We start from the raw sequence: 26,142 nt of genomic DNA, 5'->3' as shown, positions 1-26,142 counted from the left end.
AAACCTTATAGCGATGAATGATATTAAGAATGAAGTAAAAATTACAGCGTATGAACCTCAGTATAAAGAAGCTTTCAAAGCTTTGAATGAAGAGTGGATCAAGACTTTTTTTGTAATGGAATCGGGAGATTATAAGCTTCTGGATCATCCGGAAGAAGAGATTTTAAATAAAGGCGGACACATTGCTTTTGCTTTGCTGAATGGAGAAGTGGTAGGAACCTGTGCATTAGTAAAAACGGAGAACAATCCTCTTACTTTTGAGCTGTCAAAGATGGCCGTAAGTCCCAAAGCTCAGGGAAAAAAACTAGGATATCTGTTGGGAAATGCCTTGGTGGAAAAAGCGAAAGAATTGAACGCAGAAAAAGTCTTTTTAGTTACCAATTCTATTTTGGTTCCTGCTATTAAACTTTATGAAAAACTGGGCTTTATCCATACACCTATCGGTCATGCTGAGTACGACCGTGCAGATGTGAGAATGGAGTTGATTTTCAATAAATAAGCAAAAAAAATATTAGAACTCGGATAGGAATATCCTTGTTCTAATATCAAAATTTAAATCTAATTGCTTTACTGTTTTATTTCTTGATGAATGTCTTGGTCATTGATTTTTTACTTCCATTAATTTTAATAAAATATATGCCTGCCGGAAGATTTCCAATATTGATTTTTTCATCGTAATATCCTCTTGAAGACTGTAAACGTGATGTTGAAACAATTGCTCCTTTACTGTCGATGATTTCTGCTTTAATATCCTTATCTTCAGATTGATACTGAACTCCAATGAATGTTGAAACAGGATTGGGATAAATTTTAAAATCATCAGCAATTACCTTGGGATCTTTTGCTGCTAATATTTCTTTAGAACATGCCGGAATTCTGTTGATTCCATCAATTCCCCATGAAGCCTGTACCGGAATACAAAGCCAGTTCAGTACGGTAGGAAAATGATCTGTTTCTCTTGTTGTTGCTGTATAATCATACACTTTAAAATTGTTGACGGTATTGGCATTATAAGTCGGAGAACCTGTAATAGCCATGTTATTGTTGCTTGGGCTTGAATCTGCCAATGTATTTCCGGAAGTTCCATTACATTTCCAATTGGCCACTAACTGAGCATAATAAGGATGTGAAGGCGTAATATCCTGGTTAGCCCAATTCACGATAACATCATTGGGAAGAGCAGATTTCCAGATTCTTACATCTTTATAAGAAGCTGCCAGATTGATTCCATAAGCATTGGTTCCATCCTGATTTAAGGTTAAAGGAAGCCCGGAATCAATATTTCCGATGGTATTCATTTTCGCAAAAGTTACCGGAACACCGTCTTCATACAATGTGACAAGGCCATCTCTGTCAAAGCTGGCAGCAATATGTTTCCATTTATTCGTTTCCACTTTTCCTCCAACAAGATCAATTCTGTTGTTTCCATCGCCAATATTCATTTTAAAAGTCTGTCCGGAATACCCTGAAAAAACAAATCCTTTATTTTTTCCGTTAGCCCAGTTTTTATTACTGATCATAACAGGATCACTTGAATAAGCTGCATTTGGTTTTACCCAAAACTCAATCGTAAAATCCTGATTCGCACCAAAATTGAAAGGAGTCTGGTTAGATGGTTTTGCATAGGTTCCTGCAGGGAAATTCAACTGATTGAATGTCTTATTGGATTCAAGGATTGTTTTGCTGATTTGCTGAGGAATAAATCCCGGATTTGAATATACCGTAAAAATGTTTCTTTCAGAAAGATTTCCTCCACCATGAGAGCTTTCTATTGCCCCATGGTCTGTAGTGAGTACTACCAGCCAGTCTTCATTACTGTAAGAAGGTCTGTTTTTCATAGCAGTGACAATTTCTCCGATATAAGTATCTGTTGTTTTAATTGAAGATACATACTGAGGAATGCTTGATGAAAATCCATAAGAATGTCCTGCATGGTCTACATCATCGAAATCTACAAAGAGAATATCAGGGTTGTCATTCTGCAAAGCCGTTATAGCTGCATTTTTCACGGCAAGATCTGTTGCCAGATTGGTTTTTACATCCGCATTCTGTACAATCTTATCATTAATAGGTGACCAATGTGCCAGAGAAATTGTTCTCAGGCTGGGATTGTAAGTTTCTGCTCTGGTTAAAAAATCAGGATAATTGACGTAGTTTGGACTGGTAAAATTATTGTCCTGAACATTATGCTTGGTATGCCACACGCCGGTAAGCATAGTGCTCCATCCGTTTCCGCTCCAGGTAGTGGCAGCGCAAAGCCCATCAATAGAATAAATTGACTGACTGATAAGATTTTGAATGTTAGGAGTGGGAGTAGACATCATGACATCTGCACGACATCCGTCAATACCGATAAAAAGAACTTTTTTGGTCTGAGCTCCAAGGAAACAGCTCATTACAACAGCCATTGAGAATAGTTTTGTTTTCATAGGGAAAATAAGTTTTCGAATCGTAAAAGTTTACAAATAGTAATTTATTTTTAACTATTGTAAAATTAGTTTACTATTTGTAAACATGTATGAACTGTAAATTAATTAATTGATAATTAAAAAGTTCCAGAAAAAAGAATGAAATGGTTAACCACAAAAGTCAGAAAAATGATTAACATTGCTTATTTTAAGTCACACGCTTTGAGAATATAAAATTCACAAAAGATTCCAAAAATCTATGTTTTCTACGAATATTCAATCAGACGTACGATATTCCCCTCCTCCGGAGGGGTGGCGAAAATTCAAAGAATTTTTGACGGGGTGGTTCAAAAAACACAAACATTTTCAATGGATTAGCATGAAAACATTTGTGTCAAGAAGTAGTAAAAAAAGTTTTTGAAAAGAAGTTGTTAAAGAATACCTTCTGCTTCAGAAATGGTGTTCAGAATATAATCGGGGGCTGCTTTTTCAAGCTCTGCTTTGCTTTGTGCTCCGGAGAGAACGGCTACTGTAAGTCCGCAACCTGCATTTTTGCCTTCTTCGATATCAATAACAGAGTCACCAGCCTTTAAAACCTTATTGGCTTCCGTGATATTGAATTTCTTCATCGCAAGATGGATCATTTCCGGGCTTGGACGGCTTTCTGAAACATCATCTGCCGTAATTAAGGCATCAAAATGAATACTTTCTTTCCAGTTGAGTTTATTCAGAAGCTGATGAGCAATTTCAGAAGTATATCCTGTATTCAACACGATCTTTTTGTTTTGAGACTTCATACGGAGCAGGAAGTTTTCCGTTCCGTTAATGGGTTTTATTTCAAGGTTTTGGTAAGATTCTTTTAGCTGATCAGAGAAATTCTCAAAAATAGCAGGAGCATCTTCCTCATTGCCATTGATTTTCTTTAAAAGACTTGTAATGGCTTCCAGTTTTTCCATTCCGGCACAGCTGGATAATACTTTTTCAAGGCTTACCACATAGCCATAATCATTTACAGCGCTGGTAAGTGTTTTATAGACTACATTGTCCTCGTCAATTGTTGTTCCAGCCATATCCAGAACTAATAATTCTATATTTTTCATTTAAATTTTATGCGTAAATTTTTTCAATAGTAAACTTGGAGAAGCCACCGCTTCCCGTCATTCCTTTCCCTCCGATACCTGTTATAATATGAATATTGGCAGATGGGCTGTGTTCAAAAATATCTTTGGTTTTGCACTGGGAATAGATTCCGAACCACCTTCTCTGGATTTCATACGTGGGAAGATCAATGATTTTTTTAGCCTCAAGAATCATAAATTCATCAATCTCCATATTAAGATCATAGCCAAGGTCATCAGCATTTTTAGCATCAGCATATTCATGAGAATCACCAATGATGACAGAACCGTCCAGCGCCTGCTTGAATAAAATATGAACTCCGTATTTCCTTTCAAACGAGTTGGGATCTTCTAAAGCCTTGATTTTCTGAAAAGAAGGACACTCACTGAATGATTCGTATCTTCTGACCGAAAGACCAGTAAGAATATTTCCCTGAAGTGAATAAATTCCCTGAGGTTTGGTCTGAAGCATCTGAAGCTTACTGACTTCCAGATCGCTGTCATTGAATACATTAGGGTACAATGTTTTGAATTCATGACCACCGCATACAATGATTTTAGAAGCATTGAATTCTGTTCCCTCTGCGGTTACAGCTGTACATTTCTGATTATCTTCCCTGGTTTCTAAAACGGTTGTATTATAGAAAATCTGCAATCCCATTTTTTCCTGCAGCAGTTTGTGAAGCTTTACAATCATATCAGCAGAGTCTACAGACAGTTCCTGAGGGAAAAATAATCCTCCTTTACAATAATCAGAACGAAGGCCGTCAAACTTTTTGATACAGTCCCCTTTTGATAATAAAACAGATTCATAATCATTGTTTCTGTTGATTTCATAAAGCTCTTCAATCAGCTGAAGTTCTTCATCATTTGAAGCGATATAAACAGATCCGTTTTGTCTGATGGTAAGATCTGCCTGGGTATGAAGTTCGTTATATATTGCAAGACTTTCTCTTCCGAAATTCTGCCATTTAAGATCCATTCCGGAAGGCACTACCTGTCCGAAATTCCTTACTGTAGCTCCCTGAGGAATTGAATTTCTTTCCAGTAAAGCTACCTTAAGATTTTTCTTCAGCGCATGATAAGCATGGAATGTTCCTAAAATTCCACCTCCTACAACGAGTAAATCAAATTTTGTTGTCATTTTACGAGTATTTATAAAATTTTCGACGTATCGAAATTGATGAATTGATTAGAATTAGATTTGGGTTTTGACTTATTTCTGAAAGCCATAAAAGCAATCACTGAAAGGATGAAAACCGCAATGGTGATGATATAATTTAAGTTGATATAAAAATGTAACCATGAAGTTTGAGCCGAACCGAAGTTTTTATACAAAAGAATCAAGACACTTCCAAGGTACCCGAATGAATCTACAATATAAATCAGAAAACCTACATTTCCTTTGATTTCAAAAGCGGCAATCATCCGGTCAAAATAAATTCCGTTGAAGGGAATATAACAGATATACATTCCGAAACCGGAAATCGTCATCCATAAAAAGGGAGATAAAGAACCCTGCTGAAACAGATAAGTAGAAAGTCCTACAGTAATAATCCCGGCAAAAAGGATATAATGATAATAAGCAAATGCCTTTTTATTGTTTTTTACTTTTACCATAAAGCTTAAGATCAAAAGTACCATTATGGCAATAGGAATTTCTGTTAAGGTGAAAATAGAACTGTCAAAACTAAAATTCAGTCCGTCCCAGATTTCACGGTTGAAATTATCTCTGAAATCCCTTAAAACGGTTAAACAGATGTACAAAAATATAATACATACAATGGGAACAAAGAATTGCTGGATGAGCGCTTTTCTTTCCTTACCATTCAACGGTTCTCTTTTGTTTTTAAGCAAAATATCTTCTTCTGTAGGTTGCGGAATCTTTTCAAGAAGCAATCCGAAAAGAATCAGAGGAATAACGAAAATAAGTCCGGCAGAAAATGGCATCCAGAATTCTGAAATGGAGAAAGTATCCATCAGAAATTTCCCTACAGATTTGGTAAATCCTGAAGAAACCACAAAGCTTGAGCATAAAAACAGACCGATAATTTCCGTGGTCTTCCGTCCCTCAATGTAAGAGAAAACAATTCCCCAGATCATTCCTAACGGAATCCCGTTGATGAACATAAATATAATATTGTATGGAGCAGGAACGGCAGCAAACCCCAGTAAGGCAAGCTCTGCAATAACAATAAAAACAAACAGATAAGTGAGTCTTTTCTGAGGTTTCAGTTCAGAGATAAATTTAATCCCGATAAACTTTGAGATAAAATACCCTACTGCCTGAGCGATGATAATCAGGATCTTATAATCAACTCCCCAATAGGAAAGTCCTTCGAAAGAAGCTACAGTAAAAGGTTTTCGAAAACCGTACATGCAGAAGTAAACACCAAAAGCAGCAAAAGCGGCTTTCAGTGTTACGAGTGTTTTTTTATTGATGGTTCTGGCCATGGTATTGGTTTAGAAGTTCAGTTTTACTCCAAGGTTGAATCGCACTCCATAATATTCTACCTGCTCAGGGCGGTCTTCATTTTTACCAAAGTGATAGATCAGAGGTTTATTCAGGATATTGTTCACATCCGCATACAAAGTCAGGTATTTGGTAAATTGATAAGAACCTCCGAAATCAAGATTGCTGTATTTGCCATAATAAGAATCATTGATGTCTTCTTCAGCATATTCTACCGCATACTTTCCTTTGTAGTTGTAAGCCAGTCTGGCATTGAATCCTTTTTTCTCAAAGAAAAGCTGCGCATTGTACAATTCCTTTGCCTGGTAAGGAAGAGCTACTTTTCTTCCGCTTGGCTTTTCCATTTCAGAAGTCATAAATGTGGCATTCAATTGTACTCCAAAGTATTGTAAGAATCCTGGAAGGAAGTCAAAGCGTTTGTTGATTCCCAGTTCAATTCCTCCTAACCATGCTGCTTTTCCGTTGTTAGGAGCTGTAAACTGTACGCCATTCATTCCGTTGTAGCTTCCGATAAAAGAATCCTGGAAAATAGGATCTGTAATTGATTTATAGAAAACGCCACCACTCAGAATCCCTACGTTGGAGAAATAATATTCTCCCATCAAATCAAAATTCAGAGAATAGGTAGGATTAAGATTTGGGTTTCCTCCTTTGAACTCGTTGTCCGCTTCAATATACGTTCCTCCTGGAGTCAAATCTCCAAAATTGGGTCTTGAGAACGTTCTTGCAGCAGCAAAACGAAGATTGGTTTTATCATTCAATGTATATTTCAAATGAACCATTGGAAGAACAGCCAGATATTTTTTGGTGTTTTCTACCGGAGTAAGTACATTATCATTCACACTGTACCCTCTTACCTTAGTATTGGTATTGGATAATCTGATTCCTCCTAAAATGGTGATCTTGTCATTCAGTTTATACGTTGCCATTCCATAAGCATCTGCATGTTTTTCAAACACATCAAAGTTTCTTCCTAATGCTTTGTTATACTCCAGGGCTTCGGAATCAGCAGTATTGATCTTTAGATTTCTCTGATTCTGATACCAAAACTGATTCATTCCTGTTGTAGAAAGTACGGGGCCAAAAGTATTGCCGATATGAGCATTCATTTCACTTAAATATTTCGGTCCATTGGGCTGTGTTGTGATATATTGTGAATACTCAGACAGTAGAGGGGCAGTACCATTGTTCCAGTTGTAGAAAATATCAGAGAACTTTGCATTACGCTCCTTATCCCGGTATTTAAAACCATATTTTAAAATCAACTTATCAGAAGCATTGATCTCATGATTGAATGCGGCTACAATCTTATCTTTTTCCTCCACAAAAACCTTATAGAATTCAAGATCTGTAAATCTCATCTGGGAAGCATCCATTTTAAAGTTGGGATCGCTGTAGAAACCAAACAAAGCGTCAGGGTTTTTATAATCTAATTTACCACCATCAGCTTTCCAGTAAGCTCTGGGGCCATTTCCATGATTGGAAATATAATCTGGATTGATGCCTACACCGGATTGTGTGTATTTGATGACATAGTAAGAATTGTTTTGCTTGTCAGGAATATTTCCATACTTGAATTTATTGTCGTAGTAAGATAAATCCCAGTCGATTTTTCCTTTATCTAATTGATGAACAGCTCCCAAAGACACAGAAGTAAGCTCTGTGATCAGTAAATTGTGGATATTCTGAAGCTCCACTCTTGCTGTATTATTGGCACTGCTGAACTTATCAAATCGGATTCTATGCTTGTAGTGGGTTTCATCATCTGATAATGTACCATACATTCCTTTTAAATAGAAGGTTGTTTTTGGTGACAGCACATATTCAAAAGCGGTATTGATTCCCGTTGTCTTTCTAACTCCGTTATAATCACGAAGCTCCAGTCTGAAAACACCTTCGTCACCACTTCTTCTGGCTTCAAAATTATCTGTAGACCAGTTTCTGATGAAGTGAGCGAAATTGAATAAATACCCGAATTTTTTATCCTTTGTTCTTCCTCCATATAAAAAACCAAGGTTGTAAACGCCTTTGTCAGACTTTGCATTATAACCACTTCCTACAGTAGCTTTGAACTCTGTTTTCATTGGTGGTGTTTTGGTGATAAAATTGACACCACCACCAATTCCGTCAGCTTCAATATCTGGGGTAAATGATTTATTTACATGTACATAGGAGATCAGTTCCGTAGGAAAGAAATCGAATGCTGTAGCTCTGGAAGTTGTTTCCTCTTCAGCAGTAGGAAGTCTGTTTCCGTTGATGGTGGTGGAAGCCCAGAATGGCGGAAGTCCTCTCAGAGAAACAAATCTTCCTTCTCCCTGATCTCTTTCAATAGAAACTCCCTGTACACGCTGTACGGTCTCTGCAGCATTTCTGTCCGGTAGTTTTCCAATTCCGTCAGAGGCAATTACATTGGTAATATTGATCGCATTTTTCTGAAGGTTTAAAGCTCTAGCTTCCGTATTTTTTAATGTTCCGGTAACCACTACTTCATCAATGTTTTTTCTCGGCTGGGAAAGTTTGATGATTCCTAGATCAACAGTTTGTTCTGATTTCAAATTAATAATAACCTCGGAAGATTCATATCCTATATAGCTGATTTGTAAAGTATATTGGCCTTCTTTGATATCATTGATGGTGAATTTTCCTTCAATATCAGTGGTTATATTCTTAGATAAGCCTTTTATTTTGACTGTTGCTCCGGGGAGAGCTTGGCTGTCGTCAAGAACAGTTCCTATAATTAACTGCTTTTGCGCTGAAACAAAGTCCATGAAACAGACAAAAACAAGGGTAAGTAATTTCTCTAAATTTGTTTTCATTTTTACATATATTAAATTTTTTATGCAAATCACGCCAATAATTTTAATATATATAAATATTTTGTATTAAGTATTGATTAACAAATACATCTGATTTGTTACGCTATTTTTACTTTAAAAAGTATAAAACCTATCCTTTGAGAATTTAATAAAATGGGTTTTGAAGTACCTGTTTAAACGTTTTTTGTAAATATTTCAAGGGAATAAAAAGAATAGAAACCTGCCGAAAATAGCCGTATTTTTGTTCATATTTCGTTCATTTAGAAAGAAAATGAAAAAACAAAAGTTGCATATTTGTAAACTTTTGTGTGTGCCGGAATATCAAAATTTGAAGAATGATATAAAAATTGGAATATGATTTAAGCGCAAAGTCTAATATTTATAACGCTAAATTATAAGTGTGCAAAGTTTGCGACATTGTCGCTGATGAAGCGTGATTATTATAGGTGTAGTGAATTTACACTACAATTGTCATTCTGAATGAAATGAAATGTAATGAAGAATCTCAAGTTATTGAATGCAAATAAGACATTCTTCCTTCGTCAGAATGACAAAAGCAAAATAATAAAAAACTTTGCGTTAGAAAAAAAATATAATTATGCAGTATAAAAGTAAAGAACAAGCATCACACAGCTTTCATTGCTGATGCTTACCGGAACGTGAGGAAATTTTCCATTGAAATATAAAGAATCTCCCTCTTTTAAGATAATTTCTTCATTATCAATCACATATTTCACTTCTCCTTTCAGAATGTATTTGAATTCCCAGGCATCCGTAATTACCTTTTCTCTTTTAGAATTGGGTTCGAGCGTTAACAATACTGCTTCAAAACCCAAAGAATGAAGACTCTTGCTAAAAATATGCATATACTTGAATCCTTCAGCTTCTACCTCTTTTTCTATAACCTGCTGGCTCTCTTTCGGAACGTAGATGAATTTGGCATTGGATTTTTTCTCAACACCCTCAAAAAAATAACTGGCATCAATCTCAAGAGACTGTATCAGATCCAATAAAACCGGAAGGGAAGGAATTGTTCTTCCGTTTTCAATTCTGGAAACAAGACCGTTGCTCACATTTGCTTTGAAAGCCAGATCATTAATGGTTAAATTATTCTTTTTTCTAATATCCTTTAATCTCTTGCCGATACCTATTAAAAAGTCATTCATACTGTGTGTAATTTAACCTGAATTATTTATTCATCATTCTATTAAAAACAAAGGTAATATTATTCTATATAGGTTGTATGGTAAAAAGAGGAATTCATAAAAAGGTAAAGTGGTATAAAAGTGGAAAAATGAAAAACGCAAAGCTAGTAAGTTTATTATACTGTTTTATTTTCGATCGCGAGGGCACTTCGTTCAGCTAAGAATGCGATCATTGCATAGTGAAACGCCCTTGCGATCATTTTATAATTTTATGTTGAAAATGCCTTGCGGATTTTGCGTTAAATCTAATCCATCTGAACCGAATCATAAAAAGGTCGTAATAGACTCCCATCTTCTAGCCTCCTTTCCTTTCTCTGTTCCAGGTTTGCCCATCCCAGGAAAAATTCCCTATTTTTGTAAAACTCCTTATTTCATTTATGAAAAAAATTATTCTTATCGAAGACGAAACCAGTGTGGTATCCTTTATTAAAAAAGGACTTCAGGAAAATGGATATGAAATTTCTGTGGCTTTTGACGGACGCACAGGAGTACAGCTGGTACAGGCTAACGATTTCGATCTTGTTATTTTAGATATCATGCTTCCGGAAATGAATGGTTTGGATGTGTGTAAAGAGATAAGAAAAACCAATCAGAGTGTTCCGATTTTATTTCTGACCGCTTTGGGAACTTCTGAAAATATTGTTCTCGGACTGGAAAGTGGTGGAGATGATTATCTGGTGAAGCCTTTTAAATTTATTGAACTGGTTGCCCGTGTGAAATCTTTGCTAAGAAGAAGCAACAACAACGGTCCGCAGGAAGTTACTGAACCAGAACCGGATAATGAACATGTATTTCAGTTTTCTGATCTGATGGTGAATGATTATACAAAGAAGGTAACCCGTTCGGGAGAAGACATTTCCCTTACTTCCACAGAATATAAACTCCTGCTGTATTTCCTGAATAATCCGGAAAAAGTAATTTCCAGAGCAGAAATTCTGGACGCAGTGTGGGGAGTAAACTATGAGTTGGGAACCAATGTAGTAGATGTATATGTAAACTATTTAAGAAAAAAACTGGATAGCCAGGATGATAATAAATTGATTCATACCGTGATTGGAATGGGGTATGTGTTGAAAAAAACATAATGAATGTTTAATAAAGTGATTACAAATCAAACCAAAACGATGGTGCTTTTAATGTTGGTTTTTACCGCCATCATTTTGCTGTTCAGTGGTTTGGTATACTTTTCAATCGTTAATTTTTCACATCAGAGGTTTTATGAACTGCTGAAGATCAGAACAGCTACTATTGTTCAGATTGAAAAGAGCAAAGACCATCTTGACCTTCCGGAAAACTATGTTCTCAGCAGCCTGAATGATGAAGAGCTTCCGATGGAAAAAGACTATGTTTTTGCAGTTCCTACAGACTCCAATTTCAAAAAAATATCCCAGGAAGTCCATATTCCAGCTTACTTCTTTAAAAATATCATCAAAGAAGGGGAATCCAATTATAATGATCAGGAATTCTATTACATTGGGCAGAGTTTCAGATATGATGATAAAGATTATATTGCGATAGCTTCTGCCAAAAACCACTATGTTGTTTACTATCTGGGTTTTTTAAAAAGAACACTGCTTACCTGTATCGTATTATCACTGTTCTTTAGTATGATCTTTTCGTTTTATCTTTCAAAAACGTTATTCAGGCCAATATTAAAAATTACCGGAAAAGTAAAGGAGATCAGTTCAGAAAACCTTCACTTAAGATTGGAAGCACAGCCTGATAATAAGGAGTTGAATGAGTTGGTAGATACTTTCAATGATATGCTCAACCGTATTGAAACGTCTTTCGAAACCCAGAATCACCTGATCGGAAATGTTTCCCACGAATTGAGAACTCCTTTAACTTCCATTATGGGAGAAGCGGATGTAGCGCTTTCCATCAGCAGAACCGCAGACGAATATAAAGAAACTCTGGGGATTATTCTGGATGAAGCTGAAAAGCTGGATAAAAAGATTAAAGCACTCTTAATGATTGCCCAAACCGGATTTGACGGAAAGATCCAGAAGATGGATAAGGTGAGAATTGACCAGCTGCTTTGGGATGTCATTGAAACCCTCAGAAGGATCGATTCCAGAAATAATATTTATCTGGATATCAGCATGCTTCCCGATAATCCGAAAAAATTAAAAGTACAGGGGAATGAACAGCTATTGCATCTTGCAGTGGCTAATATCATCAGTAATGGATGTAAATATTCTAATTTCCAGCAGGTTAAAGTTTCATTAGGAGCTACCAATACAGACGTTTATATTATTGTAAAAGATAATGGAATCGGAATTCCGGAGGTAGAAATGAATAAAATCTACGATCCGTTCTTCAGAGCTTCCAATACCAATAATTACGAAGGCTACGGAATCGGGCTTCCATTGGCCAGAAATATCGTAAGAATGCATCACGGTGAACTGATTGTAAGCTCCCATGAGAATCAGGGAACCACTGTACAGATGCGTTTTCCAAATTTCTATAGTATGATGCAGAAAGGAGAGGAGATCAACAAATAAATATCTTTATCCTGAACTTTATTAAACTGTTTTCACCTTGTTTGTTTTGATAATCAGGGTGTTGTGTAGGTGTGTTCGCTCTTTTTCGATTTTGATTTTTCGTTATATTAACTCCCCTTAACAATTTTCTAATCTCATTTTAATCTCTTTAATCACATTTTAATTCTATTCCAAAGACCTTCTAATATGGTCGTTCTAGTTTTGTATCATCAAAAAAGATAAACACGATACAAAATAATAAAGAACATGGCTAAAACAATTTTAATTGCAACAGATTACTCTCTTGAGTCATTGAACATATTGAAAAAAGTACTTAAAGAGAAAGATGCATCGGAAGATCAGAACCAATATAATATCCTTCTGACTTCCGGGTATGATTCCGGAGATTCTATCAGAGATCTTTTGTTCAGTACCAAAACATCTATTTTCAATAAAATCAGGCCTTCGGAATTCTGTGATGCCTTCGGAATTATCAGTAATAAATATCCTCACCTGGTTAACAAAATCATCTGTGATGTCTTTACAGGAAGTTTCCAAAGAACATTTAACCAGTATGTAAAGGCAGAAAATATTGAGGAAGCTTATTATTCTCCAAGTATTAAAAGCAAAGGAAAAGGCAAATTCGATCTGATTCCTTATATCAAAAAATGCAAAGAACTTCAATCTCACGAAATTACAGTTGAGGTAAGAGAAAGGCTTCCGGAAAGAGGAAGACTGGCGGAGATCTTTGTTGAGGTCTAAAAAGAATTAAACACTATTTAAAAAGATAAAAAATGTTAAGAAATTATAGTAACAGCAGGACACTGGGAGACAATATCAGGTTGGGGACGCTGACTGCCTTTACGGCAGGTACTATAAATATTGCTTCCCTATTGATATTTCTCTCTTTTACATCAAACGTAACGGGCCACTACGCTATTTTGGCGGCAGAAATCAGTAAAGGAAACTGGACGCAGGTAGGAGTAGTAGGAGGATGGATCTTTTTGTTCTTCTTCGGAAGCTTTCTGTCCAACTTTATTGTTATCAATTTTAATAAGAAAAGTAAATATTTTGCCCATTCTATGCCTATTGCGCTGGAAATTTTATGTCTTCTTTTTGTAGGAATATACGGGCAGTTTTATTATCAGAAAACATTAGAAGAAACAGAATATTTAGTAGCATTGATGCTTTTCGCTACCGGATTGCAAAACGGATTAACGGCAAGTATCTCCAACTTCTCCGTGAAAACAACCCACCTTACCGGAACAACCACCGACTTAGGAATCCTGGTGTCTATGTTTACACAGAAAAAGTACAGAAGAAACGGAGAGCTGATTGGCAGAGCAAAGCTTCTGATGAGTATTATGCTTGCCTATGTGATGGGAGCAGTATTTTCAGGGTTAACTTACTACTATCTTGAATTCAGAGTCTTCTATGTAATCAGTATATGTCTGTTGATTGTCATTGGGTATGATGCTTATAAAATTCATATTCGTCACTTCAATACGAAGTACAGATACAACAGGATCTACAGAAAGCCCAATATTTTTGCTTATCTCTATGAGAAAATCCATGGAATTCCTAAAAGAGAGAAGAAAAGAAAACTTGTCTTTGAGGATTAAAATGTAAAACACACTATTATTTTTTTGTATAAACTAGCTGTAAACGCCCTTATTTTATGATGGAATAGGGGCGTTTTTCTGAAAAATTAACTTCATTATTGGCATTTTTATTGTTTTTTGCCCTCTTTCCATGGTCGGTGAAATGAAAGTTTCCGGATGAGACGGATCAACTTGCTAACGCCCTTCATTACAAACATTAAAAAAATCAGTTGGGGATAAATAGGCAAAAATGTTGATAATTAAATATTAAATCACGATTTTAGTATTTTAATTCCCGTTTCCATTGACTATTTTTGTAAGTTGATTTACGTTTTTATGTCAGATATTATTCAGCTTTTACCGGATCATGTAGCCAACCAAATTGCAGCAGGAGAGGTGGTGCAGAGGCCTGCATCCATCGTGAAAGAACTTTTGGAAAATGCTATAGATGCAGATGCAACGAAGATTGAATTGATCATCAGAGATGCCGGGAAAAACCTTATTCAGGTGGTAGACGACGGAAAAGGAATGTCTGAAACAGATGCACGGATGGCCTTTGAAAGACACGCTACCTCCAAAATCAAAGGAACAGAAGATATCTTTAGGATTGCCACAAAAGGATTCCGAGGAGAAGCTTTGGCTTCCATTGCTGCGGTTTCTCAGGTGGAACTCAGAACAAAACAGAAAGATACTTCCATCGGAACCAATATTTACATTGAAGGTGGGGTTTTCCAATTTCAGGACCCGATTCAGACAGCAGACGGATCAAACTTTTTAGTAAAAAATCTTTTTTATAACGTTCCTGCAAGAAGGAAGTTTTTGAAAAATAATAATGTTGAATTCAGACATGTTATTGATGAGTTTCAGCGGGTTGCATTAGCTCATGAGAATCTGGAATTTTCTCTGTTTCATGATGATGAAGCTGTTTTCAGACTGAGAAAAGGAAGCCAGATGCAGCGTATTGTAGATGTTTTCGGAAGAAAGCTTCAGCCGCTGTTGATACCCATTAAAGAAGATATTATCTGGTGTAAGCTTCACGGTTTTGTTGCTAAACCCGAAGGCGCTAAGAAAGCAAGAGGAGAGCAGTTTCTTTTTGTAAACGGCAGATATTTCAGAAGTCCGTACTTCAATAAAGCCGTACAGGAAGCTTTTGAAGGATTGCTTCAACCTGGATATGTACCTTCGTTTTTCCTTTTCCTGGAGCTTGATCCGGAGAAAATAGACGTCAATATCCATCCGCAGAAAACAGAAGTAAAATTTGAAGATGAGCACCTTATTTTTGCTTTACTGCGTTCAACGATTAAAAGATCTTTAGGAATTTATAACGTGTCTCCAAGCCTTGATTTTGACAGAGATCCGGAACTGGATGAAATGATGAATAAGCCTATTCCAAGTAAAGGAAATGGTGGCGGAACAAGTGGAGGCATTATCAAAATGCCTGAAATTATTGTAGATAAAGACTATAATCCTTTCCTTGAAGAAAAAAATGTAGTGCATCCTGAAGAAATTCAGAACCTTACAGAAATGTATCATCAGAACATAACGGCAGAGCCTTCGAAGATCAACTTGTTTGAAGATGAAGATTTTGACGAAGACCTTATGAGACTTCCCAATGGTTACTGGCTTTTCAATAAAGGAGATGTTACTTTAATGCTGGATTTGGGAAGAATGCACAGGCTTTTGGTTTCTGAGGGAAATAAATCTACCAGAAAATCAAATACAAACAGCCATGCTCTTCTTTTCTCTCTGGAGTACCACATGAATGAAATCGAGAAGACAAAATACAATTCGATCAAAAAATATCTTCCGGAATTAGGGTTTGACATGAAAATTGCTCATGAAAGTGTACTTCGAATAGATTCACTTCCCGAAGGTCTGAAAGAAACCCAGGCTATGAAGTTTCTGGAAAACCTTTTTGAAATCCTGGAATACAAGACAGAAGAAGAATTCATGCAGTATTACCATAACCAATGGAACAAAATGCAGTCAAAGTCAAGATTTGACTTTATTTATAAAAAAGATGCGGAACAGCTTATCAAAGACTTTACAGCATTAGGCTTCCCGGAATTTTTACCGGACGGCAAAAGATGTTTTTATGAAGTTCCGTTTAACGACTTTAAAAACAAATTTTAAAAAATTATGTTTGACAATATACCGCCAATTACAAGGAATATTATTATAATCAATGTTATAGTATTTATTGTTACTTACTTTATGGGAAACCAGATTATTGGTTATCTCGCCGGCTTTTATCCGTTCTCTCCCTTTTTCCATTCATGGCAGGTTATTACCCATATGTTTATGCATGGAAGTATTATGCATATTTTATTTAATATGATGACACTCTTTAGTTTTGGTCCTATTCTGGAACAGACTTTAGGTGACAAAAAGTATTTGATTTTATACTTTGCAAGTGGCTTGGGAGCATTTTTCCTTTTTAATTTATGGAACTTTGTAGAAGTTCAGCAGCTTTCCCGCGAATTGGAGCAGCTAGGATTTAATGTCAATGCCTATTTATCTGGTGCAAGTGTTGAATTTGCAGGAAATACAACTTCCGTTCTTAAACAAAAAGAGTTACTTGAAAGTTTAAAAGGTATTGTGGCCACACCAATGGTGGGTGCCTCTGGAGCTATTTTCGGAGTAGTAGCGGCATTTGCAACATTATATCCGGATTCTAAAATCGGAATCATGTTTATTCCGGTTCCGATTAAAGTAAAGTATTTGTTACCCATTATTGTGGTAATTTCAATATATCTTGGATTATCAGGAAACGGAGGCGGTATTGCCCACTTGGCTCACGTAGGAGGAGCGTTGGTGGGTTGGCTGTTGGCAAGAATTTGGAAGAAACATTTGTACCGATTCAATTAAAATAATTTTGTGAAAATTTTCCGACTCATATTATTCATTCTACATCTTGGAATTTTATTTTTGCTGCTAGGTACATTATTAAATGCCTATGTTCCCCCAAAGATTTTTCCGTGGTTTAATTTACTGTCGCTTGGATTCCCGATTTTAGTCATTTTATATATTGTGCTAACTATCTTCTGGGTATTCAGCTGGAAAAAGCGGGCTTTTGTGTTTATGTTTGCTGGGTTGGCATTTATAAATCCTGTAAAACGATGGGTGAATTATTCTGATAAAAAAGGGAATTCTGAAATAAAAGTAGTTTCTTTCAATACCAATGCTGGGGGAAGAGGAAGTGATGCTATTGGGCCTTATCTGAATTCTCTTGATGCAGATGTTCTTCTTTTACAGGAGGATGCGGGGATCGTATATAATTTTGATGGATATCAGAAAGCTAATCCACCTTTCGGAACAACTGTTCTGACCAAACATAAAATTATCAGTCAAAAGGTTATAGAACCACAGGATAAAAGCATCAAGGTTCCCGGTTTACAGGTTGATATAGAAATTCATGGAAGGATATATCGGTTTATTGATGTGTATCTTCATCCTTTCCGCTTCGAAAAAGATATGGTGAAGCTTAACACAAATACAGATACCAACGAAAAAAAAATAAAAGACGTTGTTAAAAGGCTGATTCCCACCTTTAAAAAACATCAGGAACAGGTTGATTTGATTCGTGAAGTAATTAAAAATTCACCTTATCCTGTTATTCTTGCCGGAGACTTCAATTCTGTACCTAATTCTTATGAATATTACCATTTATCAGAAGGACTTGAAGATGCATTTTTAACTGCGGGGAAAGGAAGTGCAACCAGTTTTCACGACTATAAATTTCCGATCAGGATAGACTATGTGTTTTCTTCAAAATCATTAAAGGCAATATCTTATCAAGTTGACCGTTCTGTAAGTATTTCAGATCATTATCCTGTCACAGTTAAGTTTTCTACGGAGGGCAAATAATCATAAAAAGAGTTAAAATTGTCTGCTTGGTAGGATTTTTGTTGAAAGAAAACCGTACCAAGACCGTTTTTTTCATGAAGTCGAACCAGATATTACTATTTATACATATCGTTGTTGCTGTTTTGCTGTTATGCACATTGGGGAATGCATGGATTCCACCCAATATTTTAGGCAACCTGAATCTTCTGTCTCTTGGTTTTCCTTATCTGATTCTGGCACATGTGATTCTTACGCTGGTATGGATCTTCAAAAAAGAAAAAATTGCGATTGCTTTTGCCTTAGGTACACTTATTTTCTACAACCCAATCAGACGATGGGTTAATTTTTCTCCTAAAACTGAAAATTTAAAAACAATACGGGATATTAAGGTACTGACTTTTAATGTGAAATACGGAGAATATGGCTGGGATAAAGTAAAAGATTATATCACGGCACAGGATGCGGATATTATTCTTGTACAGGAAAAAGATACAAATCGTGTTATAAAACGGGATCTTATAAAATATCCGTCAGTTATTCTTAAAACTAAACATAAAATTGTAAGACAGGCAGAACTTATTGATGAAAAAGCACGTGGAAATTCATTTTATGCTGATATAGACATCAATGGAAAAGTAATCAGAATTATTAATATTTATCTTGAACCTTTCAGGCTTAATAAATCTATGTTTACGAAACTTGATGGATTAGGTTTTGGAAACATTTCTACATTGCTTTCCCATATGACTCCCACATTCCAGGCTCATGAAGATCAGGTAAAAAGAATCAGAAAAATGGTTGATTTATCACCTTACCCTGTGATTTTGGCCGGAGATTTTAATTCCGTTCCCAATTCATATGAATATTATAATCTTGGAAAGGATCTTCAGGATGCATTTTTAGTCGCCGGAAAGGGAAGTGCCAGCAGTTTTCATGATTATAAAGTTCCTTTGAGAATTGACTATATCTTTACTTCGAAATCAATCATTCCGCTAAGCTATAAAGTAGATCAATCTGTGAAATTATCGGATCACTATCCTGTAATTGCAGAATTTCGATTAAATTAGTTCCATGAAAAATTTACTGTCTGCGATTTTTATTTTTATTATCCTTTTTACTGCCTGTTCCAAGAAAGAATCTCCAGGTTTCGGAGCTGAACAGGAAGTGAAAGTTCGGTATGATACCACGGCTATTGATTCCTTTTCTACAGGAGCTGTTTCAGTGGATATCGCCCGAAAAATAAGAATGTCTTCTCCTCAGTATATTGATTCTGTAAAACAGGCTAAAAAGCTTCAGGAAGAAGAAAATAAGCTAAAAGCAGGGCTGGAAAAAGAAAACAAAGCAAAACAGGAAGAGGAAAAAAAGAAGGTTGAAGCAGAAAAGAAACAAAAAGCTTTAGAAACACCTTCTGCTCAGGACACGAAGGCACAATAAACACTACAAACATCATTAAACAATATACAATATGAAAAAACAAATCTTGGCTGCAGTAGCAATCTCAGTATTCACTGTAGCATGCACAAAATCAACAACAAAAACAGAACAGGTAGAAAACCCTGACGGATCTGTTACCACTACCTCAACTACTGTTTCAGAGACGCCAAACACCGTTGATACAGCAAAGATCAACAATGCAAAAGAAGATGTGAAAGCAAAAGTAGATGAAGCGGGTAACAAAATTGACGATGCTGCTCAGAAAGCAAAAGATAAAATTGATGCAACAGCTGATAAAACAAAACAGGATCTTCACAAAGCAGGACAGGATATTAAAACTGAAGCGAATAAAGTAGGGAAAGATGCTAAGGAAGCGGCTAAAGCAGGAGCTTCAAAAGTAGAGGAAGCTGCCAAGAAAGTGAAAGAAGACTTAAGTAAATAAAATATATGAGTCGTCCTAAAATAGGTTGACATAAAATTAGACAATATTTAATCCGGAGAAGTATTTATTTTCTTCGGATTTTTTATGCACTTTATCTGGCGTTTGCATATTAAGACTCAGATGTGGTCTTTTTGTATTGTAGATATCAATACTTTCTTTTACCAATGATCCTAAGTCTTGTATATTCTTTGTTTTACAAAACAGGAATTCCTGTTTTAATATTCCATTAATTCTCTCGGCCAATGCATTTTGATAACAATCATAACCATCAGTCATAGATGGTTTTATTCTGTTTTTATTAAGCATTTTCTGGTAATAGCCCGAGCAGTATTGCAATCCTCTATCTGAATGATGAATCAAAGGAGTATTTGAAACTCTATTTTTCACTGCCATCTTTAAGGCTTTGGCTACATTCTCAGTATTCATATTTGAACTTAATGAATATCCCATGATTTTTCTGCTGTAAGCATCTGTTACTAAAGACAAATAGCAGGTATCTCTTGTTTTAATATAAGTTATATCGCTTACAAAAACCTGTTCTGCTTTTCTGATCTTTAATTCTTTCAATAAATTAGGATGTTTTCTAAGCCAATGTTTTGAAAAAGTTGTCTTAACATACTTTTTTTGAGCACGCACAAGCATATTCTCTCTTTCTAGATAAGCAAATAAAGCATCTCTGCCTATTTTGATTCCTTCATTTTTGAACCTTCCTTTAAGTAGGTAATAAAGCTTTCTGGTTCCAAGTCTAGGCATTTCCATTCGTACTTTTTGTACGAGTATCTTTATTTTTAGTAATTCTTTTTCACGGGTTAAGCTCCTCTGCTTATTTTGATAAACTGCCTGACGGCTTATCCCAAACAATCTGCACAGCCTGGATATGCTTATTCCTTCTCTGTGGAGTCTGAAGATTGTTGGGAGGAAAACTTTTTTCTGATTTGGGTGCCACACTGCTTATCTGATATATCAATCATGGTATTAAGAACCTTAGTTTTTAGTTTTTCATCAGCTAATTCTTTTTCAAAACGCTTAATTTTTTGAGCCGGAGTTTCATACCATACTCTTTTTGGGCTTGTTTATAAGTGTAATCGCCGTTTTCTACCTGAGAAACAACTCGTAATTTAAAGCCTATACTGTAATCTCTTTGAGTACGTTTTTCATCTTTTAATTCTTGATCTTTCATAATATAAGTTGATTAAGTGTCAACTTATTTCAGGACGGGACAATAAAATAAAAGCCGTAATTCTCTGAGAATTGCGGCTTTTTTATTCTTTAACCAGAAGAGGTCTATATTTTCTATCTATTCATTTCCAGCAATGGATCAATGTATTCTCTGTCATTGCTTAATCTGGGCACTTTATTTTGTCCGCCAAGTTTTCCTTTAGCTTCCAGCCAATGATAAAACAGATTACTTTTAGCGATATGTACGATAGGTCTTTTAAGCGTTATATTGTTGTATCTCTTTGCTTCATAGTCTGAATTGATGGTCTTTAAATGCTTGTCAAAAGCATCAATAAAGCTGTCCAGATCATCCGGATGCTGGCTGAATTCAAAAATCCATTCATGAGCACCTCCTTCATTTCCGTTCATAAATACAGGAGCTCCTGTAAAATCCGTGATTTGGGCACCCGTTGCTTCACAAGCCTTTGAAAGGGCTGATTCTACGTTGGTAATCATCAGTTCCTCCCCAAAAGCATTGATATAATGTTTGGTTCTTCCCGTTATTTTTATTCTGAAAGGATTAACTGAAGTAAAAACAACAGTGTCTCCAATCAGGTATCTCCATAGTCCTCCGTTGGTGGTGATGACCATTGCATAATTTTTTCCTACTTCCACATCTTCCAGGCTTACAACCTTAGGATTTGAAAAATGGAACTGATCCATTGGGATAAACTCATAAAATATCCCATAATCCAGCATCAGAAGCATCTCATCACTGTCCGGTCTGTCCTGAATACCGAAGAACCCTTCGGAAGCATTATAAATTTCGTAGTAATTGATGTTTTTTCCGATGATCTGCCTGAATTGTTCCCGATAGGGTTTAAAGCTTATTCCGCCGTGAAAAAACACCTCTAAATTAGGCCACAGCTCAGAAATACTTTCTACATTGGTTTCTTTTAATACTCTTTGTAAAAGAACCATCATCCAGCTGGGTACTCCAAGGATACTTCCTACATCTTCATTCTTTACTTCGGAAGTGATTGCTTTCAGCTTACTTTCCCATTCACCCATCAAAGAAACTTTCTTACTCGGTGTGGTGGTAATTTCTACCCAAAATGGAAGATTGTCAATCAAAATAGCTGATAAATCGCCAAATTTTGTATTAAAATCAGCATAAAGTTCAGAGCTTCCTCCTAAACGTAAGTTTTTATAATTAAAAAGCTGGTTTTCAGGATGGTTGTTGGCATAGATGGAAACCATATCCTTTCCTGCTTTCATGTGGCAGTATTCAAGGCTTTCTGCAGAGATGGGAATAAATTTGCTTTTCGCATTGGTGGTTCCCGATGATTTGGCAAAATGTTTAATGAGACCGGGCCAGCTTACATCTTTATATCCCTGTCTTGCTTTTTCAATAAAAGGTTCCATTTCTTCATACGTGACAATAGGAACTTTGTTTTTAAAATCCTGATAACTTGATATAGAATTGAATCCGTATAGTTTGCCATATTCTGTATCCTCCGCATGAAACAATTGAGAAAAGAGTATACCTTTCTGGGTTTCAATGGGATGATCCATGAAATTCTGTATCTGATCAATCCTTTGACGGATGAACCAGTTGACTACGGTATTGAAAAGTGCTTTGGTTGCCATTTCAACAAATATAATGATATTTGAATTTTCAGAAAATTTTTTACGTGATTAAATAAAAAAACCGTTACAAATTTTGTAACGGTTTGATATCTAGTTTGTTGTTATTAACAATACTCATCGTATGCAGCCTGAAGGTTTGCAGCAATAGCACCTGCCGGGTTTCCTTCGATGTGGTGTCTTTCCAGCATGTGAACCAATTCACCATCTTTGAAAAGTGCTACACATGGAGAACTTGGAGGGAATGGAGCAAGGTGTTTTCTTGCTTCTACCACAGCCTCAGTATCAAATCCTGCAAATACAGTTGTTAAATGATCTGGTTTTTTGTCTCCTGTTAAAGAGTATACTACTCCTGGTCTTGCAGCGCCTGCAGCACAACCACATACGGAGTTGATTACCAATAGGGTAGTTCCGGATTGCTTTAAAGCATCTTCTACCTGAGTGGGAGTTGTTAAATCCTGAAAACCTTTATCTGTAAGCTCTGCCTTCATAGGCATTACTAAATCTGTTGGATACATATATTTTGTTTTTTATCTCTACAAAGTTAAGCAATTCTTTGCGTTTGTTCAATATATAAAAACTATCAATTGATTAGTCATATAAAATTAACCAAGTATTAATATTGTAATAATATTCTAAAAAATGTGAATTAAAATTAGGAATAATAAAATATTATTATTAAATTTGAAATGATTCTGAAAAACAAACGACCATGAAAAAAACATTTAAGGCTTTCCCTCAAGCAATCAATCACTTAAATACTCTCTGAAATATGGTAGTAGCTTAATTCTTTTTTCAGTTTAGAATCAAACTGATTAACAAACTTTAATATCCAAAGAAATGAAGCCCGGAACTGAAGAGTTCCGGGCTTCTTTAATCAAATCGATATGCAAAGGTTGTATATCCTATAGTTATGGGTGAGGCGTGTTTTCAGGCTTTGAAATTACTCTAAGCTTAAACACGGATCACATTAAGAAAGGAGCTTTTTAGCCATCTCGGAAATACTTTTTCCGTCAGATTTTCCGGCTAATGTTTTTGATGCAACTCCCATTACCTTCCCTAAATCTTTAATAGATTCAGCACCGGCTTCAGAAATAATATTTTTAATTTCTGTTTCTAATTCTTCAGCAGAAAGCTGTTTGGGTAAAAACTGCTCAATAATTTTCATCTGAGCGTCTTCTACTTCTGCAAGATCATTTCTTCCCTGTGCAGTAAACTGTTCGTAAGAATCCTTACGCTGTTTTACCATTCTCTGAAGAATAGCAATTTCCTGTTCTGCGCTTACTTCGGCTCCAACGGCTTCAGTTTTAATCAGTAATATCTGAGATTTTACAGCGCGTAGAGAATCCAAAGCCACTTTGTCTTTAGCTCTCATTGCTGTTTTTATAGCTTCGGTTATTATATTTTCTAAGCTCATGTTTATATATTTGGGGCTTTAGGCAATAAGCAGTAAGCTTTTTGATTGGGCTGGAATGGCCTATGGCTTACTGCATACTACTTATAGCATTTAATCAACGTCTTTATTTAAAAATCTGTTCTCTCTGATCTGCATAGACCCATTGTTATCAGACAAATAAGTGTTGATATTCTGGTCTGATGCATTGTTTCCGTCGATAGAAATATTTTTTCTTTTAAAAGCAGGAATAGATTCGAATTCACTGGTACTGTCAAAATTTTGGTAGCGTGAGTTGAATTCTTTTAATTTATTTCTTCTTTCAATGACTCTGTCCTGATCAATCGTTTTATTCACGAAAGTGAATTCTGATTCTTCAGTTTTTGGAGTTTCAATTTCTGTTTTGTTTTGAAAAGCTGATCTTGTTTCCGCTTTTGGTTCTTCCTGTTTCTGGTAGAATGTTTCAATCTTTTGAGCTGGTTCAGCTACGGCAGCATTGGTAGGTGTATTAAATTCTGCTTTTGGCTGTCCAAAATCTGTATTCGGTTCATTTCTGGTAGGCTCGTTTACAAAGAAGCTGAATTCAACAGGTTTTTCATTAGAAAACGAGTTGTTGAATTGAGTTCCGGATTGCGGCTCATCTTTTTTATTTTCAAAATCAAATGAGAAAGACTGGATCTCAAGATCGTTAGGATCTTCATTCTCCTCATCAATAGAGAGCAAGCTGTATTCCTCTTCTCCTTCTTCTTCATTTCTCCAGTTTTGTTCAGGTGTATTTATAGCATCTTCCTCTTTATCAAAGAATTTTATTTCAGTTCTTGGCTGCTCTTCTTCAATAATCATTTTTTTTTCGGTAGATGTCACATTGAAAGAAGTATCATGGTCATCATCAAGTCTGAAAAGGTTTTTACCTCCAAAATCATGTGTTGTTTCAGGAGCTACCTCTCTTTCCTCTCTTGTTTTGAAAGGAGAATTTTTGGGAGCTTCAAAACTGTCGTTAAGGCTGATTCTAATTTTCTCTGTAGGCCCTGCAAACTTTTTATTATCGTTAGAGAATCCCGTTGCGATAACAAGAACGCTTACTGCATCTCCTAATTCTTCATCAGCACCCACCCCGAAAATAATATCCGCAGTGTTTCCAGCTTCTTTCTGAATGTGGTCCATGATGATACCGATCTCGTCCATAGTAACTTCTTCAGCACCACTTCTGATCAATAACAGAACGTTCTTAGCACCTGTAATCTTATTATCATTCAATAATGGGGAATCAAGTGCCTTTCTTACGGCTTCTTCTGCTTTATTTTCACCTGAAGCAGTTCCTGTGGACATCAACGCTGTACCAGAGTTCTGAAGCACAGATTTAGCATCTCTAAAGTCAATGTTTACATCAAAGTAACCTGTAATAACTTCTGCCATCCCTTTCGCAGCATTAGCTAAAACTTCATCGGCTTTTGAGAATCCTTGCTTGAATCCGAGGTTTCCGAACTGCTGTCTTAGTTTATCGTTGTTGATCACAATTAATGAATCAACATTATTTTTTAGTTTATCAAGACCATTTTCAGCCTGATCAAGTCTTCTTTTACCTTCAAAACTGAAAGGAACGGTAACAATACCTACAGTAAGAATTCCCATGTCTTTTGCTACTTTAGCAATAACAGGAGCTGCTCCGGTACCGGTACCACCGCCCATTCCGGCAGTGATAAACACCATTTTGGTGTTTTGTCCCATAGCTGCTTTAATATCTTCAATACTTTCGATTGCAGATTTTTCACCAACCTCAGGGTCTGCACCTGCTCCAAGACCTTCTGTGATTGTGGTTCCTAACTGAACTTTATTAGCAACCGGGTTATTATCAAGAGTCTGAGCATCTGTATTACAAATCACGAAATCAACTCCGTGAATTCCTTTCTCGTACATGTGCTTTAGAGCGTTGTTTCCGCCGCCCCCTACACCGATTACTTTTATGATGGATGAATTTCCTTTTGGCAAATCAAATGAAAATCCTTGTGTACCTATATTTTCCATAACTATACTTTTAATAATTGATAAGCGATAGATGATAATTGATGAATGATATTCGTCTTTAATTTAATAAATATTAATCTATTTCAGGTATCA

Annotated in this window: 21 protein-coding genes and 1 pseudogene; 11 read left to right on the top strand and 11 right to left on the bottom strand. The window is 35.9% G+C overall.

Translation table 11 applies throughout. The features are described 5' to 3' along the window. Positions 1 to 13: 13 nt before the first annotated feature. A complete protein-coding gene (locus ACWPWS_RS21195; protein WP_454047817.1) occupies positions 14 to 499 on the top strand; it encodes a GNAT family N-acetyltransferase in 486 nt (161 codons plus the stop codon). Between the two features lie 76 nt (positions 500 to 575). Here the strand turns inward: ACWPWS_RS21195 and ACWPWS_RS21190 are convergent, their stop codons facing one another. The 6 genes from ACWPWS_RS21190 to ACWPWS_RS21165 form a co-directional block, all read right to left on the bottom strand. Beyond that, a complete protein-coding gene (locus tag ACWPWS_RS21190; protein WP_454047816.1) occupies positions 576 to 2,429 on the bottom strand; it encodes a LamG-like jellyroll fold domain-containing protein in 1,854 nt (617 codons plus the stop codon). 410 nt (positions 2,430 to 2,839) lie between these two features. Continuing rightward, positions 2,840 to 3,508, bottom strand: coding sequence for an HAD-IA family hydrolase (locus tag ACWPWS_RS21185; protein ID WP_454047815.1), 669 nt, complete (start codon positions 3,506 to 3,508; stop codon positions 2,840 to 2,842). Positions 3,509 to 3,515: 7 nt separating this feature from the next. Then, positions 3,516 to 4,670: a TIGR03364 family FAD-dependent oxidoreductase gene (locus ACWPWS_RS21180; protein ID WP_454047814.1), complete on the bottom strand. Its 1,155-nt coding sequence runs from the start codon at positions 4,668 to 4,670 to the stop codon at positions 3,516 to 3,518. An 11-nt stretch (positions 4,671 to 4,681) separates the two neighbouring features. Continuing rightward, on the bottom strand, positions 4,682 to 5,980 hold the full coding sequence (locus ACWPWS_RS21175) for a DUF5690 family protein (protein ID WP_209786574.1): 1,299 nt from the start codon (positions 5,978 to 5,980) through the stop codon (positions 4,682 to 4,684). A 9-nt stretch (positions 5,981 to 5,989) separates the two neighbouring features. After that, positions 5,990 to 8,815, bottom strand: a complete 2,826-nt coding sequence (locus ACWPWS_RS21170; RefSeq protein ID WP_454047813.1) for a TonB-dependent receptor — start codon at positions 8,813 to 8,815, stop codon at positions 5,990 to 5,992. A gap of 596 nt (positions 8,816 to 9,411) precedes the next feature. After that, a complete protein-coding gene (locus ACWPWS_RS21165) occupies positions 9,412 to 9,981 on the bottom strand; it encodes a helix-turn-helix domain-containing protein (protein ID WP_209786576.1) in 570 nt (189 codons plus the stop codon). A 416-nt stretch (positions 9,982 to 10,397) separates the two neighbouring features. Between ACWPWS_RS21165 and ACWPWS_RS21160 the strand changes: the two genes are divergently transcribed. The 10 genes from ACWPWS_RS21160 to ACWPWS_RS21115 all read left to right on the top strand — a co-directional run bounded on the left by ACWPWS_RS21160 (position 10,398) and on the right by ACWPWS_RS21115 (position 19,826). Continuing rightward, positions 10,398 to 11,105 (top strand): response regulator transcription factor, encoded by a 708-nt coding sequence (locus ACWPWS_RS21160; protein WP_105682863.1) that lies wholly within the window; start codon positions 10,398 to 10,400, stop codon positions 11,103 to 11,105. Positions 11,106 to 11,108: 3 nt separating this feature from the next. Further along, on the top strand, positions 11,109 to 12,524 hold the full coding sequence (locus ACWPWS_RS21155) for a sensor histidine kinase (RefSeq protein ID WP_105682862.1): 1,416 nt from the start codon (positions 11,109 to 11,111) through the stop codon (positions 12,522 to 12,524). Positions 12,525 to 12,770: 246 nt separating this feature from the next. Next, entirely contained in the window at positions 12,771 to 13,265 is a 495-nt protein-coding gene (locus tag ACWPWS_RS21150) for a hypothetical protein (protein ID WP_454047812.1), read from the top strand. A gap of 32 nt (positions 13,266 to 13,297) precedes the next feature. Beyond that, entirely contained in the window at positions 13,298 to 14,125 is an 828-nt protein-coding gene (locus ACWPWS_RS21145) for a YoaK family protein (RefSeq protein ID WP_454047811.1), read from the top strand. A 315-nt stretch (positions 14,126 to 14,440) separates the two neighbouring features. Next, complete coding sequence (mutL, locus tag ACWPWS_RS21140) at positions 14,441 to 16,237, top strand: DNA mismatch repair endonuclease MutL (protein WP_454047810.1); 1,797 nt, start codon at positions 14,441 to 14,443, stop codon at positions 16,235 to 16,237. 6 nt (positions 16,238 to 16,243) lie between these two features. Continuing rightward, the gene (locus ACWPWS_RS21135) at positions 16,244 to 16,972 is read left to right on the top strand and encodes a rhomboid family intramembrane serine protease (protein WP_209786580.1); all 729 of its coding nucleotides are present in this window, start codon (positions 16,244 to 16,246) and stop codon (positions 16,970 to 16,972) included. A gap of 213 nt (positions 16,973 to 17,185) precedes the next feature. Next, positions 17,186 to 17,971 carry an endonuclease/exonuclease/phosphatase family protein gene (locus tag ACWPWS_RS21130; RefSeq protein WP_454047809.1) on the top strand — a complete coding sequence of 262 codons (786 nt, stop codon included), beginning with the start codon at positions 17,186 to 17,188 and terminating at the stop codon, positions 17,969 to 17,971. Positions 17,972 to 18,045: 74 nt separating this feature from the next. Then, on the top strand, positions 18,046 to 19,017 hold the full coding sequence (locus ACWPWS_RS21125) for an endonuclease/exonuclease/phosphatase family protein (protein WP_454047808.1): 972 nt from the start codon (positions 18,046 to 18,048) through the stop codon (positions 19,015 to 19,017). 4 nt (positions 19,018 to 19,021) lie between these two features. Beyond that, complete coding sequence (locus ACWPWS_RS21120; protein ID WP_454047807.1) at positions 19,022 to 19,384, top strand: hypothetical protein; 363 nt, start codon at positions 19,022 to 19,024, stop codon at positions 19,382 to 19,384. 31 nt (positions 19,385 to 19,415) lie between these two features. After that, positions 19,416 to 19,826 (top strand): hypothetical protein, encoded by a 411-nt coding sequence (locus ACWPWS_RS21115; protein WP_454047806.1) that lies wholly within the window; start codon positions 19,416 to 19,418, stop codon positions 19,824 to 19,826. 36 nt (positions 19,827 to 19,862) lie between these two features. Here the strand turns inward: ACWPWS_RS21115 and ACWPWS_RS21110 are convergent. From ACWPWS_RS21110 to ftsZ, 5 genes and pseudogenes are all read right to left on the bottom strand, one after another. After that, a pseudogene (locus ACWPWS_RS21110) lies at positions 19,863 to 21,006 on the bottom strand (IS3 family transposase). A 113-nt stretch (positions 21,007 to 21,119) separates the two neighbouring features. After that, complete coding sequence (locus ACWPWS_RS21105; protein ID WP_454047805.1) at positions 21,120 to 22,634, bottom strand: GH3 auxin-responsive promoter family protein; 1,515 nt, start codon at positions 22,632 to 22,634, stop codon at positions 21,120 to 21,122. A gap of 104 nt (positions 22,635 to 22,738) precedes the next feature. Further along, positions 22,739 to 23,149, bottom strand: a complete 411-nt coding sequence (locus tag ACWPWS_RS21100) for a BrxA/BrxB family bacilliredoxin (RefSeq protein ID WP_079243608.1) — start codon at positions 23,147 to 23,149, stop codon at positions 22,739 to 22,741. Between the two features lie 452 nt (positions 23,150 to 23,601). Beyond that, positions 23,602 to 24,048, bottom strand: coding sequence for a GatB/YqeY domain-containing protein (locus ACWPWS_RS21095; protein WP_209786585.1), 447 nt, complete (start codon positions 24,046 to 24,048; stop codon positions 23,602 to 23,604). A gap of 90 nt (positions 24,049 to 24,138) precedes the next feature. Further along, on the bottom strand, positions 24,139 to 26,049 hold the full coding sequence (gene ftsZ / locus ACWPWS_RS21090; protein ID WP_454047804.1) for a cell division protein FtsZ: 1,911 nt from the start codon (positions 26,047 to 26,049) through the stop codon (positions 24,139 to 24,141). Positions 26,050 to 26,142: the final 93 nt, after the last annotated feature.

This window comes from Chryseobacterium sp. Marseille-Q8038, assembly GCF_965111995.1.
Note: the sequence above shows the minus strand (reverse complement) of the source record. Positions and strands in the feature narration are given on the sequence as shown.